A 15,424-nucleotide genomic window follows, 5' to 3' on the forward strand; every position below is an offset into this window, starting at 1 on the left:
GCCAGTCAGGGAACGGTAAGCGCATGAAAAAGGGCGGCACATTGCTGCACCGCCCGATTTATCTTTTCAAAATATGGGTTTAGTCCATCGCTTTGAAGTTGAACTCGCCGCCTTCTTTGATGCCTGATGGCCAGCGTGAGGTCACTGTTTTGGTGCGGGTGTAGAACTTGAAGCTGTCCGGGCCGTGCTGGTTCAAGTCGCCAAACATGGATTTTTTCCAGCCGCCAAAGGTGTGGTACGCCAGCGGCACTGGGATCGGCACGTTGATGCCGACCATGCCGATGTTGATGCGGTGCGCAAAGTCACGCGCGGTGTCGCCATCGCGGGTGTAGATCGCGCAACCGTTGCCATATTCGTGATCCATCGCGAGGCCGATAGCTTCTTCATAGTCATTGGCACGTACAACAGACAGAACGGGCCCGAAGATTTCTTGGGTGTAGATGTCCATGTCTTTGGTCACGTGATCAAACAGATGCGGACCGACGAAGAAACCGTTCTCATAACCTTGCAGTTTGAAGTCGCGGTTATCGACAACCAATTCAGCGCCTTGCTCAACACCGGTCTCGATCAGGCCAAGGATACGCTTTTTCGCATCGGCCGTAACAACTGGGCCGTAATCGACATCGTTGCCGTCAGTATAAGGCGCAACGCGCAGCTTTTCGACGCGTGGAACAAGCGCTTCGATCAGTTTGTCAGCGGTTTCTTTGCCAACTGGAACAGCAACAGAAATCGCCATGCAACGTTCGCCGGCCGCGCCAAAACCAGCACCGATCAACGCGTCAGCCGCTTGATCAATGTCTGCGTCTGGCATGATGATCATGTGGTTTTTCGCACCACCGAAACATTGCGCACGTTTGCCGTTGGCCGTTGCACGCGAATAGATGTATTGCGCGATCGGGGTGGAGCCCACGAAGGAAACACCTTGGATGGTGTCGTTATCAAGCAGCGCGTCAACAGCTTCTTTGTCGCCATTTACAACTTGGAAACAACCCGCGGGCAGGCCTGCTTCGATGAACAATTCGGCCAGCATCATTGGAACAGATGGGTCGCGCTCAGATGGTTTCAAAACCACAGCGTTCCCACAAGCCAGAGCCGGGCCAACGTGCCAAAGTGGCATCATCGCAGGGAAGTTGAACGGCATGATAGAAGCAACAACGCCGAGGGGCTGACGCATGGAATACATGTCAATGCCAGGGCCTGCGCCGTCGGTGTAATCACCTTTCAGCATTTCAGGGGCGCCGATGCAATATTCGATCACTTCCAGGCCACGCTGTAGGTCGCCCTTGGCGTCTGGAATGGTTTTGCCGTGTTCACGGGACAGGGCTTCGGCCAATTTGTCCATGTCGCGGTTCATCAGGCCAACCATTGCCATCATGACGCGTGCGCGTTTTTGTGGGTTTGTAGCGCCCCAAACTGGCTGAGCAGCAGCAGCTTTTGCAACGAAATCATTGACTTCTGCGGTGGTCGCGGTTGCCAGTTTGGCTTGAACTTCGCCAGTTGCCGGGTTGAAAATGTCGCTGGTGCGGCCGGATGTGCCTGCAACTTCTGCGCCGTTGATGAAATGACCGATGTTTTGCATCAATACTCTCCCTTTGAGGTTTTCACGTTGGGGGCAGGTTACACTTGCAATTTTACATGGAAAAGCCGTAATTTCACAAAGAGGTTTTGCAAAAACGCAAGGGTGAACTGAGGGTGAAACATGAACTGGGATGACACGCGGGTGTTTTTGGCAGTGGCACGTGAGGAAAGTATTTCGCGTGCGGGCAAGGGGTTGAAAATGGACCCAGCGACAGTTGCACGTCGGATCACGCGGCTTGAAGATGCCTTGGGCGCGCCGTTGTTTTTGAAGTCGCCCCAGGGCTATGCGTTAACGGATGAGGGCGAACGTCTGTTGGCCCATGCGACGCGTGCAGAACAAGCGTTGCATCTGGGCGAGGAGGAATTGCGGGGGCAATCTGGGTTGCTGACGGGGACAATTCGCCTTGGCGCGCCGGATGGGTCGGCGAACTATTTACTGCCCCAAGTCTGTGCCAAGATTTGTGACGAAAACCCCGGACTTGAGGTCGAGATCGTAGCCCTGCCGCGCGTGTTTAACCTGTCCAAACGCGAAGCAGATATGGCAGTGACCGTGTCGCCGCCAAACACCGGGCGCTTATTGGTGCAAAAGCTATCTGATTATCATTTGCATTTGGCTGCCGCGGAAACATACCTTGGACAACATGATGAAATCACGCAGCTTTCTGACCTTAAGGACCATCGTTTGATTGGATATATCCCGGATATGATCTTTGATAAGGAGTTGGATTACCTGTCTGACATGCAAGCAGAGAAGGTGCATTTGTCGTCTAATTCCTTCTCAGTTCAGTTTAACTTTATGCGCCAAGGGGCAGGGGTTGCGGTGGTGCATGATTTTGCGATCCCCGCGTCTGACGTGCCCATTCGGCGCATATTAATGGATCAACTGTCCCTGACCCGAAGTTTTTATCTTGTGCGTCATGCGGATGAACGGCGCGTGGAACGTTTGAACCGTTTTTCAACCGCTTTGGCACGCGAAATTCGACGTGAGGTCGCCCGTCTTGAGGCGCTTTGTTAACGGATAGGTCCGCGTCAGGCTTGACAGTAGGGGCAAGCGAGGCCACGCTGAAGATGTATTTATTCCTGAGGAGGCCCGTATGCTTGTACAACAAATCCTGAAAAGTAAATCCGCAGAAGGTGTTATGATGCTGAAGCCCGGGGCAAGTGTTTCGGACGCAGCGGCAATACTGTCGGAACGTCGGATCGGGACGGTTGTGATCTCAGCAGATGGTAACACAGCCGATGGCATTTTGTCGGAACGCGACATTGTGCGCGAACTTGGCAAACGCGGCCCTGCCTGTATGGCGGATACGGTTGATGATTTGATGACCAAGAAGCTGGTCACCTGCGCGCCCGAAGACAACACAGATGCAGTTTTGGCAAAAATGACCGAAGGCCGTTTTCGCCACATGCCAGTGATTGATAAGGGGCGCATGGTCGGCCTGATCTCACTTGGTGATGTGGTTAAGGCCCAATTGTCTGAATTGGCGATGGAAAAAGAAGCGCTTCAAGGCATGATTATGGGGCATTAACTCTGAAATTCTGGAACGAAAGGCTCAGGCCGGGGTGCGATGCCTTGGTGATCGCTGCGTCATTCTGCGCCGCAGAAAGATCTTGCAATTTGAGGCGCAATATTGTTGCGTGCGCATAGTGAACAAGAGGAATACCGCATGCGCATTGGCCTTTACCCAGGTACGTTTGATCCCGTAACCCACGGACATCTCGACATTATTCGCCGCGGTGCGCAGCTTGTCGACCGGCTTGTCATTGGCGTTGCGATCAACCGGGATAAGGGGCCCATGTTCACTTTGGAAGAACGGGTTGCGATGATTGAGGCGGAATGTGCGGTGCTTTCCAAAGAAACCGGCACTGAAATTATTGCCCATCCATTTGAGAACCTTCTGATCCATTGTGCCCGCGACGTAGGGGCCCAAGTTATCCTGCGCGGGTTACGTGCGGTTGCAGATTTTGAGTATGAATATCAGATGGTTGGTATGAATCGCTCGCTTGATTCGTCCGTCGAAACCGTCTTTTTGATGGCAGACGCGAAGCACCAAGCAATTGCGTCAAAATTGGTGAAAGAAATTGCACGTCTTGATGGGGATGTGGCGAAGTTCGTGCCTCCGGCCGTCAAATCAGCGCTCTACCAAAAATTAGGAAGAACCTAAAACTACGTTTAGGATTGTGTTGTTCGGGCTATTTTTTCGGCGTGGACGGATCAAAAAATGCGCTTTACGCGTTTAATCCCTGAGTGTTTTTAGATGTGCTCGGGTGCAGTATTTCGGCGTTTGGGATCTTGCGTGCCGGAATGGGCATATATCCTAGGGTGCGAATTTCGGGAAACAGGGTCACGATTTCATTGTATGAGTCATCAGACAGGGCACGCAGCGCTTTCATCCCTGTTTGCATGCTTTCGGACGCGATTCCATTCGCGAATACAATTTGATGTTCATCGAATAGAAAGTGGAAATATTCGACCGCTGTGATCGTTTCATCCACAAAAATACCCGGATGTGCCGTAAGTGTTTTTGCGGAAATAAGCACTTCGCTCTCGTCAGAGCTTGTCCCAACCTTTGCGGGGGAAACCAAAAGCCTATGTTGCTGAGAGATGATGAGATCTTTGCTAGGAATGTTTGCGCCTAAAGCGCCTGCAAGAATACGAACTGGCGCAAGTTCGGGAGATGCCTTTAGATCTCTGTCAGACAGAGTATTTGACCCGATCCAAGCGATAGGCTGAAAGCCGTTATCGATGGTTTGAACCATGTCGCCCAATTTCAGGTCCTTGACTTTGGTGCTTCCAGTAAGGGTGAAAACTTCGGCGTCACCAGCAAAACAGTTAACGGAGTTCCCCTTTGGGTTGTCTGTCCACCAAACAGGACGGTAGCGGCCCTCATTTATCGTGATATCACCCAGCTTTAGGGTGTCTTCGAAAGCTTGAACATCTTCGGGCGTGTCGAATTTGGCTAGGATGAACTGTTGATCTTCGTCATCTTCGACGATGGCATAGTTCATCTTGGATGAAACAGGGGCAGGGGTCTCATTCACTGTCAGAGAGTCTGCGATAATCGCTTCGAACCCATCTGGGTTGAATACGCTGCTATAGCAGGCCTGAATGCCGGCTTTGGTAACCAAGACTTTGTTGGGGGTGGTGGTATTTTCACAATTTATAGCGTCCGTGACAGCGACGCATTCTATCGTGGCGTTGGCAGACACAATAGTGCTTCCGCCAGATCGCGACAATATCTTAACTATGAAACTCGTTGCGATCATGCAACAACCCTTTCAGAGACTAATTACGCTAACATTTAGTAAATTTCGGGTCGAATAAATTGCTCTTATATTGGTCTAGCTACAGGTGAATATTTGGTCAACGCAATTGAGCGTGATCGCGCTGCCAACCTCTTAGGTGTTGTTTTTTCGGGACGGATTTTTCGGAGAACTATATTTTGAACGGTATTCACTCCATCTTGAGATTACTAATCTTTCATAAACTGCTCTTTGGGTTGATTTTTTGACATGGCCGTTCTTGTGACACATCGATTGTCAATTTTTGCAGAAACTAGTCTGCGCGACTCAGGCGGTCGCCGATTGAAACAGTGCCTTTTGTAAGGATCCGGCAAAACATACCTCGAGGACGACGGGACATGGTCTCTGGCGCGCGCACAAATTTGAAAGCGTCTTCACCATAACGGACTTTCCATTTTGTGCAGCCGTCGTTGTAGGTCTCGGACACCTCAAGCAAAACAGATCCCGCGCGCAGTCGCGTACCTGCAGGCAAGTGGGCGCTGTCGAAATCCATGTCGACAACCATCGTGTCACCTGGATAAGGGGCGTCATCGTCAGGGCCACCCCAGACACAATCCAGCAGTCGTTTACCAATCACCGCAACTTGGATTTGTGGATCAGGCGTTCCATCAGGGCTCTTTAGCCAGCCATCGGTTCTCCAGCGATCTTGCTCGACGCCGGTTTCAGGGCAAAACTGCAAAGATTGCGGATAGACACGCGCCCCAAAACCAGGGCGCGTGCAAAGCACGCTGATCTTTCCATTGTCACGTGGGGCAGAGTGAATATCTGCATGCAACAGGGTTTTGAAATCTGGTGTTGCCATATACGCCTCGCGCTAGCCAAGTTTCCCCATCAACGCAGCAGTATCTGCCATGCGATTAGAAAACCCCCATTCGTTGTCATACCATGTCAGGATGCGCAGCAAGTTTCCACCAACAACTTTGGTTTCATCCAGTTGAAAAATCGATGAATGTGGGTCGTGGTTGAAATCAGACGAAACCAACGGTTTGTCAGTCGCACCGAGGATCCCTTTCATGGGGCCATTTGCAGCAGCCAAGATCGCCGCGTTGATTTCTGCTGGGGTGGTGTCGCGGGCACAATCAACTGTCAAATCGACACAAGATACATTCGGCGTTGGCACGCGGATCGCCACACCATCTAGCTTACCCTCAAGTTCTGGCAGGATCTTGGTCGCGGCGATCGCAGCGCCAGTTGAGGTTGGGATCATCGACAGGGCCGCAGCACGTGCGCGCCGTGGATCTTTTTTGTGCAATCGATCAAGCGTGGGTTGGTCGCCTGTGTAGCTGTGCACCGTGGTCATAAAGGCCTTGTTTATACCAACGGCGTCATTGATGACCTTGGCAACTGGGGCCAAGCAGTTGGTGGTGCAAGACGCATTTGATACAATAAGATCAGAGGCTTGCAGCGTGTCGTGGTTCACACCGTAAACCACCATCCGGTCGGCATCCGACGCGGGAGCCGATATAAGCACTTTGGATGCACCATTGCCCAGATGAACCGAAGCCAACTCATGCGTTTTGAATATGCCCGTGCATTCCATCACCACGTCCACATCGGCCCAGGGCAGATCATCGGGGTTGCGTAGCGCGGTGACTTTAATTGGACCACGACCGGCGTCGATCGTGTCGCCCTTGACGATAATCTCGTTGGGAAAGCGGCCATGCACTGAATCATATTCCAGAAGCAGGGCGTTCATCGCAACATCGCCAAGGTCGTTGATCGCGATCACTTCGAGGTCGGTGCGGCCTGATTCAATGATCGATCGCAGAACAAGGCGGCCAATGCGGCCAAATCCGTTAATTGCTACTTTTACAGCCATGATTGCGTCACCTCGTGCGAATATATGTCATAATGTTATCGCTAACATGTGGGTTTCTTGGCTTAAGTCAACCATTAAACGTGGGGTAAACTACAACACGAAGACCACCTAGCGCCAAACAGCAATCCATTCTCGAAAGTCGTTGGCTTTCTTTAATGTGAACATTGTGGCGATGCCATCATTGAAGATAGCGTCACCAATAAGTGCGCAAACGACAAGAGAAAAAATCACGATGGCGGAAGCGTTGGTCACGAAGAGGCCTTAGAAGAAGGGGGCTGGAATATGCAACAAGTGTCTATGTTTTCTAAAGTTCATGCAAGCCGGAAATCAGAGGGCAACCGCTTGACGAGGCGTGGGAATGAACCTGAAACCCAAAGGCCCAGCGACAAGCCAGGCCTTCCTTGAATTCGTTTAACTACGCTTCAGAGGCTGCCCATTTTTGCAGCAACATCGGCCATACGCACAGAGAATCCCCACTCGTTGTCGTACCATGCCAGAACACGGACTGTACGCCCGCCGATGACTTTGGTTTGATCCGGCGCGAAGATGGACGAATGAGGCGTGTGGTTGAAGTCGATAGAAACCTTTTTCTCGGGGTCATATGACATCACGCGACCCATTGGACCTTCACAGGCTGCTTTCACGGCGGCGTTAACTTCTTCAACCGTCACGTCACGGCCTGCTTCAAAGGTCATATCCACGGCGGATACATTTGGGGTGGGGACGCGAATGGCAGAACCGTCAAGGCGGCCTTTCATTTCTGGCAGAACTTCGGATAGGGCTTTGGCAGCACCGGTGGAGGTCGGGATCATCGCCATGGCAGCCGCGCGTGCGCGGTATAGATCACTGTGACGGCGATCAAGGGTTGGCTGATCACCGGTGTAGCTGTGGATCGTGGTCATGATGCCGCGCTCGACACCAATGCTGTCGTTTAAAACTTTCACAAGCGGGGCCAGGCAGTTGGTGGTGCAAGATCCGTTGGAGATCATTGTGTCGCCAGCAGTCAAAAGTTCGTCATTCACGCCGTAAACGATGGTTTTCTCGACGTTTTTCGCAGGTGCTGAGATCAGAACCTTCTTTGCACCACGTTCAAGATGAACCTTGGCTTTTTCACCGTCGTTGAAGTTGCCTGTACATTCCAGAACCACGTCAACGCCAGACCAGTCAAGTTCTTCTGGGTTGTAGGTTGAGAACATCTCAATCGGGCCTTGGCCCAGATCTAGCGTTTTGTCGCCAACGATGATGTCATTCGGGAAACGCCCATGCACAGAGTCATAACGCATCAGATGGGCGGCTGTGTCCAGCGGGCCAGTTGCGTTGATTTTAACAACTTTCACGTCATCGCGCGCGCTCTCGGCGATATGCCCCAGCGTACAACGCCCAATCCGGCCAAATCCGTTAATTGCTACAGTGACAGTCATCTTCATACCCCTCGGTGATATCGGCTTTAATCCAGATGTGTTTTACGTCGGATTTTGGGGTTCTATATGCCTCTGCGGATGCGGGTGAAAGAGTTTAGCGTTAACATGTTGGCGCAAACATTGAGTTTTGCGTAAACATCGTGTCAATATCATATAGAACCGTGGTTCTTGAATGGATTGCTCCTGTATCCACGCAATAGTGGATTAGAACCTCAGAAAAGATAAACATTGCAGAGATTGTCATAAAGTTACGGGTATGAGGGGATTGGCTCAACATGTTCCTTTTTGACGCTTCCGTCTTGCTTGGATAGCATGAGAGGGAAATGGCTTCATCGATTTTTCAGAACAAAATGTGCTCTGTGGTCCTGCACGTTAGGTCCAATTCTATCAATTGTGTTGTTGACCAGCCTGTGAAAACCGATGATGTGCGAGATACTGCTCAGATCTATGTGGTTGGGTTGTATGCATTACTTGTGTTCGTTTCGCGTACCATCCCCGGCAGCAATGCGACGCGAAACAAATGAACAGTGGAACCTGTCAGAACAACTCGATCGCGGCCTCCATTGGTTTCGGCGCGGAGGGTTTTTCTGGAGCGATGGTTGTACTGCCGTCCGCAATTCGGACAAGGGCCTTGCCGCTTCCTGGCCAAAACTTGACTTGACGCGCAGTGTTGCCACCAGTGCTTTGTCCGACGCACTCGATCCCCTCGTCAGACAAAAATTGCAAGGCAAAAGCTGCATTTGTTTCGCCAATGTCTGTTGCCATTGCAATCATTCGAGCTCCACCGAATATCTTGGCTTTTAGGTTGTCACGCCTTGCCCCCGCTTTAATCAAGCCATTGATCAGTAGCTCCATTTCATTGACGCCTTCTCCAATCATCGCTCCGTCGCCGAAGCGACGATCGGGCAGGAGGATATGGTTCATTCCGCCGATTTGAGAGGCACTGTCCCAGAGGCAGGTGGACACGCAACTCCCTAGCAAAGTTGACAGAATAGCGTCTGGGCCCGAGCCGACGGCGAACTGACCCTGCGTAATATGTTGTCGATTTTTGTCTTTAGAGATAGGTCCATTACTCATGTGTTTGCCATACTCCGTCGTTTTGTGCTGCAGGCATCTAAAATTGCGTTTCCGATATCGTCTACGGGCAATTGTTGTTTAACGCCGCCCAGATCATATGCAATTTTGGGCATTCCGTAGACAACGGATGATGTTTCGTCCTGACCAATGGTTTCGGCGCCATTTTGATAAAGTTCAAAAAGCCCCTGAGCGCCGTCGCGCCCCATGCCGGTCAATATTGCTGCAACACAGCTTGGGGCGAATGGTTTCGCGGAACGCATCATAACGTCGACTGAGGGTCTGTGACCGCTTACAGGTGGACCTTCAATCAATCGCACACGCGTGGGGCTAGCACTCTGAAGTTCCATATGAAAGGCTCCTCCGGGGCAAATGGCAACCTCGCCTTGGCGAATTTCATCACCATCCTTTGCGATACGCACTTTCATTTCTAGCTGATCATCAAGTCGGGTTGCGAAACTGCGCAGGAAATTTTCGGGCATATGCTGGGTTACGAGCGTTGGCGGGCAATTCGCAGGCCAAGGACCGAACACTTTCTGTAGCGCATCAACGCCACCTGTTGAGGCGCCAATCAGAACAGGCCTTCCATTCCAGTGAAATGCTTGGGCCTTCCGGGCGATTTTACTGTGTCTCTGAAGTGCGGACACGTCCGCGCTGGCCGCAGCGACGAGACTATCCGGTAAGCGTTCTAGTGTGTTTCCGGATTCTGTGGATGGCTTTTCTATGCAATCGACGGCTCCTAGACTTAAGGCTTTGATAGTGGCGTCACGGCTGCTTCTTGCAAGAGATGAAAACATTACCACGGGCATTGGACGCAGCCGCATCAGAAGTTCAAGAAACTCCAATCCGCTCATCCGCGGCATTTCAATATCAAGGATCAACACGTCTGGATTACAGACCTTTATGACACTCCGCGCTTCAATTGGGTCGTTCGCCTCCCCAACAACTTCAAGTCGGGTGTCTTTGGACAGGGCTTGGCGGATTAGGCGTCGCATAACGCTTGAATCGTCGACAATCAGTACTTTGACTTTTGGCATATTTGGTCCTTATTAGGAGGTCTCAGGCGTGTTGGTAAATTGCTTAAAACTCTTCCCATCCGTCCGGCACATCCAGAATTTCGGGCTCTTGAGCGTGGGCCACATTCGAGTTCGCTGAAGCGGCGACGATCTTCGGCTGTGGCGTGCTATGTATAATGCCTGAGGTGCCATCAAGGTTCTCATCCGAACTTGCTGGGCTACGGGCACTTTTGAAGATATTTGGATCGGTCTCTGATTGGGCTTGGCCTGCGTCAAACTGCGCGACTACGGATGCCAGTGCTTCGGCGCCTTGGGTTAATGCGTGACTTGCGGCCGTTGTTTCTTCAAACATTGCTGCATTTTGTTGGGTGAATTTGTCGAGTTCATTCACCGAGGTATTAATTTCGGCCAGGCCACTTGCCTGTTGTTTAGCAGAAACTGCGATTTCTGCGACATGGCGCGAGATGTCTCCAACCGAACCGATGATGTTTTGTAGCGCTTCGCCGGTTTCGCTGACCAATTCGGCCCCTCGTTTTACGTGTTGGCCGGAGTCTGAGATTAGCTGATTGATCTCATGTGCGGCATCTGACGACCGTTGCGCCAATGCGCGGACTTCCGACGCGACAACTGCAAAACCTCGGCCGGCTTCTCCGGCGCGAGCAGCTTCGACGCCTGCGTTAAGTGCAAGAAGATTGGTTTGAAATGCAATGTCATCAATGACACTGATGATTTTTGTGATCTTATCTGAGGAAGATTCAATTTTCCCCATTGCTGAAACCGCTTCTTCGACCACGATGCTGCTGGTCTCGGCGCTGGATTTAGCCGTGTTTACCACGATGTTGGCTTGTTCTGAGGCGTCCGCAGCTGAGCGCACGCTTGACGTTATCTCATCGAGGGCAGCGGCAGTTTGTTCAAGTGTTGCTGCCTGTTTTTCAGTACGTTGTGATAAATCTTCGGCCGCTGTGCTGATATCTGTTGATTCTGAACGCATATTATCCGCATTGGACACGACGCCAATCATTGCATCGCGCAGGTTATTGGCCGCGCGGTTGAAATCGGTGCGCAATTGCTCGTATTCTTCGGCCAATGGTTGGGTGACTTCAGTTGTGAGCTTCCCATCTGCAAGTTCACCTAGGCCTTTGCGCAGAGCCTCTACCACATTGTTTTGCGATTCCACCATCTTCGCTTGTTCTTCTTCGGCACGATCAATGAGAGATTGCGCTTCGCTGATGTCATTGCCAAGTAAAAGCAAACACAGGGTTTTTCCACTTGCGTCTTTCACGGGGCTTAAGATGGCTTCGAGGAGGGCGCTTTGTTCACTTCCGTTATTCAAGATGAATTTTGCGGCGACTGTTTTTCCTGATTTTGCTTCTGAAAGAGCGTCTCGTTTTGGTTCCCCCTGAACTGTGAGTAGGTCGGAAAACGTCACATTCTTGATATCAGATTCAGATGTGTGTGCGGCGTCAAGGAACAGCGCGTTTGAATCCATATACTGTCCGTCGGTTGAAAATGCGGCTTTGACCTGATGGGTTTCGATGGCACTGATCATCGCGTCGTTCATTTGAGACACGGTTACATCTTCCCATTCAACGACGAACCCGGATCCGTTGCCGTCGTTGTCCAGGATTAGGTTGATGAAGATGGCAAGCCGCAGTTTCCCTAGGTCAACAAATTCGCGGCGTGGGAGGGATTGCGGTGCGGCAAGCAACGCGTCTAAGCGGTCTTTGTCTTCCCAGAGAGACGCAACGGATACGCCGATCATGGTGTCTGTATTCAAATCGGGGGCGACCGTCCGGAATTCATCAGCATGGGTTTTGAAGAAGGACAGCAGAGCACTATTGGTGTTGGTGATGTTGCCGTCAGAATCGAGGATCATCATGGCGGCGGATGAATCGCTGAATGCTGAGCCTTTGACGCGCGCTTCGGCGGCGGTTTCTTCTGCGGCCTCAAGGGAAGCTCGGAATTCTTCAAGCGTTTTGGCTATTCCCCCGATTTCATCCCCACGATCAGAGTCAGGAACTTTGGTTGTGAATTCAGAGTTTGAAATTTTACGCATCACTTGGTTGAGCCGCAGAAGGGGGCGGCTTATGGACAAGCCAAGAACGATCGAGATCATGGCGAAAACGGCGAGAGCGACGAGGCCATCACGGATCATTTTTGTACGCATCTGCGACCACGGCAACATAAATTCGGATTGTGATTGCGCAGCAATGAGCGCCCATGTGTGCCCATGCACGGTTAGGGGCGCGTAGTTTTCGTGGAGCATGCCTTCGTTCGTTGAGCGGGTGTCGCTTCCTGTGATCCCTGACAATGCAGCGGTGATTGCGGGGCTGTCCATCCGTGTTTCGAGGAGAGAGCCGACATGCCCGTTGGTAAGGTCAGAGCGTAGGTGATTATCCGGGCCTACGAGGTAAGTCTGTCCCGTTTCGCCTAGGCCTTCTTGAGAATGCAAAACAGCGTTAATTTGTTCAGCACCGATTTGATAGACGATAACCGCCGCAGGAGATCCATTGCGATTTGGGATAATCGAGGCAAAAAAGGCTGCGGGGGCGTTGGAAACCTCATAGACCCGGAAATCAAAGAATTGCGCACCGGAGACGGGATTGTCTTCGCTAAGCATCGTTGTAACGATTTCAGTGAGCGTGGAATTGTCGACGGATCCATCAAGAATATTGGTGGCAAAATCGTCTTCTTTTTCAACGGAATAAAGAACGTTCCCAAGGGTATCGATCAGAATAACATCATAGAGACCGACATTGTTCATCAGGGTCGTATAAAAACTGTGATAGCGTTTATGGGTGCGGGTATAGTTGTTGCTGTCGTCGGCCTCGATGAAGTTTTCACGCTCGCCGAATTCATATGGATTGTCGGTGATCCAAGTTTGTTTCAGATAGGCTTGAGGGTCTTCAAATTCGCGCCAGCCGCCTTTGAAACCAAAAATTGAATCCAGCACAGACGGGTTGTTCGCTTGAATTGCGAGACTAAATTCAACATTTTCAAGAAATGTTTCCAGATGGTCGGCACGCCCTTCGACGAGAGATCCGAGGCGCTGTTCTGTCAATCTTTCGAGAGAGGATTTTGACAATTCAAGCGCGATAAAGGTCATCAATGCCAGAGAAGTCAAACAAAGAGATACCATCACAAGTGGAAGCTTGAGTGTGAGCTTGATTGAATTGAAAAACCGCATGTGACGCTCCAAGTGTTGTTCACAGGTCAAAGGACCAGACCGAGCAAACATGCGCAGCAAACGTGAAAATAACTTTAAGCGTTTCGATTTTTTTGGCGTAACCACGAACTGGCTATTCACGCGCAGGCGAAGGATTGGGCTTGCGCGTGGTAGAATTGTTTATCCTATGGGGGCGTTATGGCAGGCGGATGCCACCGTCTACGCGAATGATTTCGCCGTTCATATATGAATGACTGATCAGAAACACGGCGAGGTCAGCCACTTCGGAGGGTTTGCCTAAACGTTTAGGGAAGAGGGGCTGTTTGCCGAGCGCTTCTTGCGCCTCTTCTGGTAGGCCTTGCAGCATGGGCGTCAAAAACAGGCCAGGCGCGATGCAATTTACCCGAATGCCATATGAGGCAAGGTCGCGTGCCATGGGCAAGGTCATGCCTGCAACGCCAGCTTTGGACGCGGCATAAGCGGGTTGACCTTTTTGACCGTCAAAAGCGGCAATAGAAGCCGTGTTCACGATGACGCCTGTGTTTCCGTCTTCGTCCGCACCGTTGTGTTGCATACGTTCAGCTGCGAGGCGACAGGTGTTGAATGTGCCTTTTAAGTTTACATCGATCACTTTGGAAAAGCTGCTCATTGGATGCGCGCCGTCGCGGCCAACAGTTTTTGCAGCGATCGCAATACCCGCGCAATTCACCAGCGCGTTCACAGGGCCGTGGGTGGCTTCACAGGCATCAAGTGCGGCGCCAATATCCTGTTCTGAGGTAACATCGCCCTGTGCGAAAATCAGATTGTCGCCCAATTCTACAGCAAGATCTGCGCCGCGTTGTTCATTCATATCGACGGCGACCACTTTGCCACCAGCTTTGATAATAGCGCGTGCGCAAGCTTCCCCCAAGCCAGACGCCCCCCCGGTTACCATCGCGATTACGTTTTCAAGTTTCATCGTTATTCCCTATTCTGGATCTTGATTTTCGCCCTATATGCCGCAGGCTTAAGGGCCATAAATCATATGATTGTTGCGCAACTATTGCATGCTTTAGGATCGATGGTTTCGATCATCCAACCCAAGGCCACGGCCAATAATTTCTTTCATGATTTCAGACGTGCCCGCATAAATTCGGCTGATCCGGGCATCCGCATATAGGCGACAGATTTCATAGTCCTGCATATAGCCGTTGCCCCCATGCAATTGCACACATTGATCGGCGACCTCGCCTTCAAGTTCGGATGTCAAAAGCTTCACCTCAGCCGCGAGTTCGGCACTTAGCACCCCGTCGAGATGGTTAAGAACACAATGATCGACCAAGGTCTGCGCTGCATCCAGCCGGGTGCGCAGGGCGGCCATAACAAAGCGAGAATTCTGAAAACTTCCAATTGGCTTTCCAAAGGCTTTGCGGTCCTGAATGTAATCCATGGTGATGTCAAAGGCACGTTGGTCTTGTCGCGGTTTAGTTCCGGTCTCTTTCGAGCAATGTTTGCTATGAAGGAGATAGAGAATGGCAAAGAGATACACAGACGAGTTTCGGCGTGATGCGGTGCGCATGGCGACGACGAGTGGCTTAACGCGGCCTCAACTTTCATCAGATTTAGGGGTTGGGCTTTCGACGCTGAACAAATGGGTTCAACAGCATCAACACGATGACCTGATGTCAGGACCGCATGAAGACGTTGAGAAGGAGAACACGCGGCTTCGCAAGGAAGTCCGTCTGCTGCGCGAGGAGAGGGAAGTGTTAAAAAAGGCGGCAATCTTCTTTGCAGGCCAAAGCCGGTGAGATTTGCGTTCATCGACGCCTGGAAAGAAGAATGGCCAGTTGAGTTCCTGTGCAAAGTTATGCGGGTCACATCACGTGGTTTTCGCGCGTGGCGGGTTCGCCCGATGAGCCAGCGTCAACGCGATGATATGGTGATCCTGGCTCACATCCGTGAACAGCATCGCTTAAGCCTGCAAAGCTATGGGCGGCCTCGGATAACCGAGGAACTGCAAGAATTGGGATTACCGGTGGGCCATCGCAAGATGAGAGACATGCTGATG

At 51.4% G+C, this 15,424-nt stretch carries 14 protein-coding genes and 1 pseudogene; 5 read left to right on the plus strand and 10 right to left on the minus strand.

Translation table 11 applies throughout. The features are described from left to right. Window positions 1-79 precede the first annotated feature (79 nt). Window positions 80-1,579 (minus strand): CoA-acylating methylmalonate-semialdehyde dehydrogenase, encoded by a 1,500-nt coding sequence (locus RJ38_RS14520; protein ID WP_039019597.1) that lies wholly within the window; start codon window positions 1,577-1,579, stop codon window positions 80-82. 120 nt (window positions 1,580-1,699) lie between these two features. Here RJ38_RS14520 and RJ38_RS14525 point away from each other — a divergent pair, with 120 nt between their 5' ends. The 3 genes from RJ38_RS14525 to coaD all read left to right on the plus strand — a co-directional run bounded on the left by RJ38_RS14525 (window position 1,700) and on the right by coaD (window position 3,743). Continuing rightward, window positions 1,700-2,593, plus strand: coding sequence for a LysR family transcriptional regulator (locus tag RJ38_RS14525; protein ID WP_039019598.1), 894 nt, complete (start codon window positions 1,700-1,702; stop codon window positions 2,591-2,593). Between the two features lie 79 nt (window positions 2,594-2,672). Beyond that, the gene (locus tag RJ38_RS14530) at window positions 2,673-3,107 is read left to right on the plus strand and encodes a CBS domain-containing protein (protein ID WP_039019599.1); all 435 of its coding nucleotides are present in this window, start codon (window positions 2,673-2,675) and stop codon (window positions 3,105-3,107) included. A gap of 138 nt (window positions 3,108-3,245) precedes the next feature. Continuing rightward, window positions 3,246-3,743: a pantetheine-phosphate adenylyltransferase gene (gene coaD / locus RJ38_RS14535; protein ID WP_039019600.1), complete on the plus strand. Its 498-nt coding sequence runs from the start codon at window positions 3,246-3,248 to the stop codon at window positions 3,741-3,743. Between the two features lie 64 nt (window positions 3,744-3,807). Here coaD and RJ38_RS18245 read toward each other — a convergent pair whose 3' ends face one another. The 9 genes from RJ38_RS18245 to RJ38_RS14585 form a co-directional block, all read right to left on the minus strand. Continuing rightward, complete coding sequence (locus RJ38_RS18245; protein ID WP_082005765.1) at window positions 3,808-4,845, minus strand: Hint domain-containing protein; 1,038 nt, start codon at window positions 4,843-4,845, stop codon at window positions 3,808-3,810. Between the two features lie 289 nt (window positions 4,846-5,134). Further along, a complete protein-coding gene (locus tag RJ38_RS14545) occupies window positions 5,135-5,683 on the minus strand; it encodes an MOSC domain-containing protein (protein WP_039019601.1) in 549 nt (182 codons plus the stop codon). Window positions 5,684-5,695: 12 nt separating this feature from the next. After that, window positions 5,696-6,700: a type I glyceraldehyde-3-phosphate dehydrogenase gene (gene gap / locus RJ38_RS14550; RefSeq protein ID WP_039019602.1), complete on the minus strand. Its 1,005-nt coding sequence runs from the start codon at window positions 6,698-6,700 to the stop codon at window positions 5,696-5,698. Window positions 6,701-7,122: 422 nt separating this feature from the next. Beyond that, window positions 7,123-8,121, minus strand: coding sequence for a type I glyceraldehyde-3-phosphate dehydrogenase (gene gap, locus RJ38_RS14555; protein WP_039019603.1), 999 nt, complete (start codon window positions 8,119-8,121; stop codon window positions 7,123-7,125). Between the two features lie 537 nt (window positions 8,122-8,658). Further along, window positions 8,659-9,198, minus strand: a complete 540-nt coding sequence (locus tag RJ38_RS14565) for a chemotaxis protein CheD (protein WP_039019605.1) — start codon at window positions 9,196-9,198, stop codon at window positions 8,659-8,661. Further along, window positions 9,195-10,232, minus strand: a complete 1,038-nt coding sequence (locus RJ38_RS14570) for a protein-glutamate methylesterase/protein-glutamine glutaminase (RefSeq protein ID WP_039019606.1) — start codon at window positions 10,230-10,232, stop codon at window positions 9,195-9,197. The genes RJ38_RS14565 and RJ38_RS14570 overlap by 4 nt, the downstream gene beginning before the upstream one ends. Window positions 10,233-10,275: 43 nt before the next feature. Continuing rightward, complete coding sequence (locus tag RJ38_RS19290) at window positions 10,276-13,398, minus strand: methyl-accepting chemotaxis protein (protein ID WP_052245427.1); 3,123 nt, start codon at window positions 13,396-13,398, stop codon at window positions 10,276-10,278. A 175-nt stretch (window positions 13,399-13,573) separates the two neighbouring features. Beyond that, window positions 13,574-14,335, minus strand: a complete 762-nt coding sequence (locus tag RJ38_RS14580; protein WP_039019607.1) for an SDR family NAD(P)-dependent oxidoreductase — start codon at window positions 14,333-14,335, stop codon at window positions 13,574-13,576. 93 nt (window positions 14,336-14,428) lie between these two features. Then, complete coding sequence (locus tag RJ38_RS14585; protein ID WP_082005767.1) at window positions 14,429-14,935, minus strand: acyl-CoA dehydrogenase family protein; 507 nt, start codon at window positions 14,933-14,935, stop codon at window positions 14,429-14,431. On the opposite strand from RJ38_RS14585, the gene RJ38_RS14590 reads away from it, so the two are divergent. Further along, entirely contained in the window at window positions 14,889-15,164 is a 276-nt protein-coding gene (locus RJ38_RS14590; RefSeq protein ID WP_039017620.1) for an IS3 family transposase, read from the plus strand. The genes RJ38_RS14585 and RJ38_RS14590 overlap by 47 nt on opposite strands. Beyond that, a pseudogene (locus RJ38_RS18935) lies at window positions 15,161-15,424 on the plus strand (IS3 family transposase); the annotation flags it as partial. The gene RJ38_RS14590 and the pseudogene RJ38_RS18935, both read left to right, overlap by 4 nt.

Origin of the sequence: Halocynthiibacter namhaensis (assembly GCF_000812685.1) — a bacterium.
Classification (GTDB): domain Bacteria; phylum Pseudomonadota; class Alphaproteobacteria; order Rhodobacterales; family Rhodobacteraceae; genus Halocynthiibacter; species Halocynthiibacter namhaensis.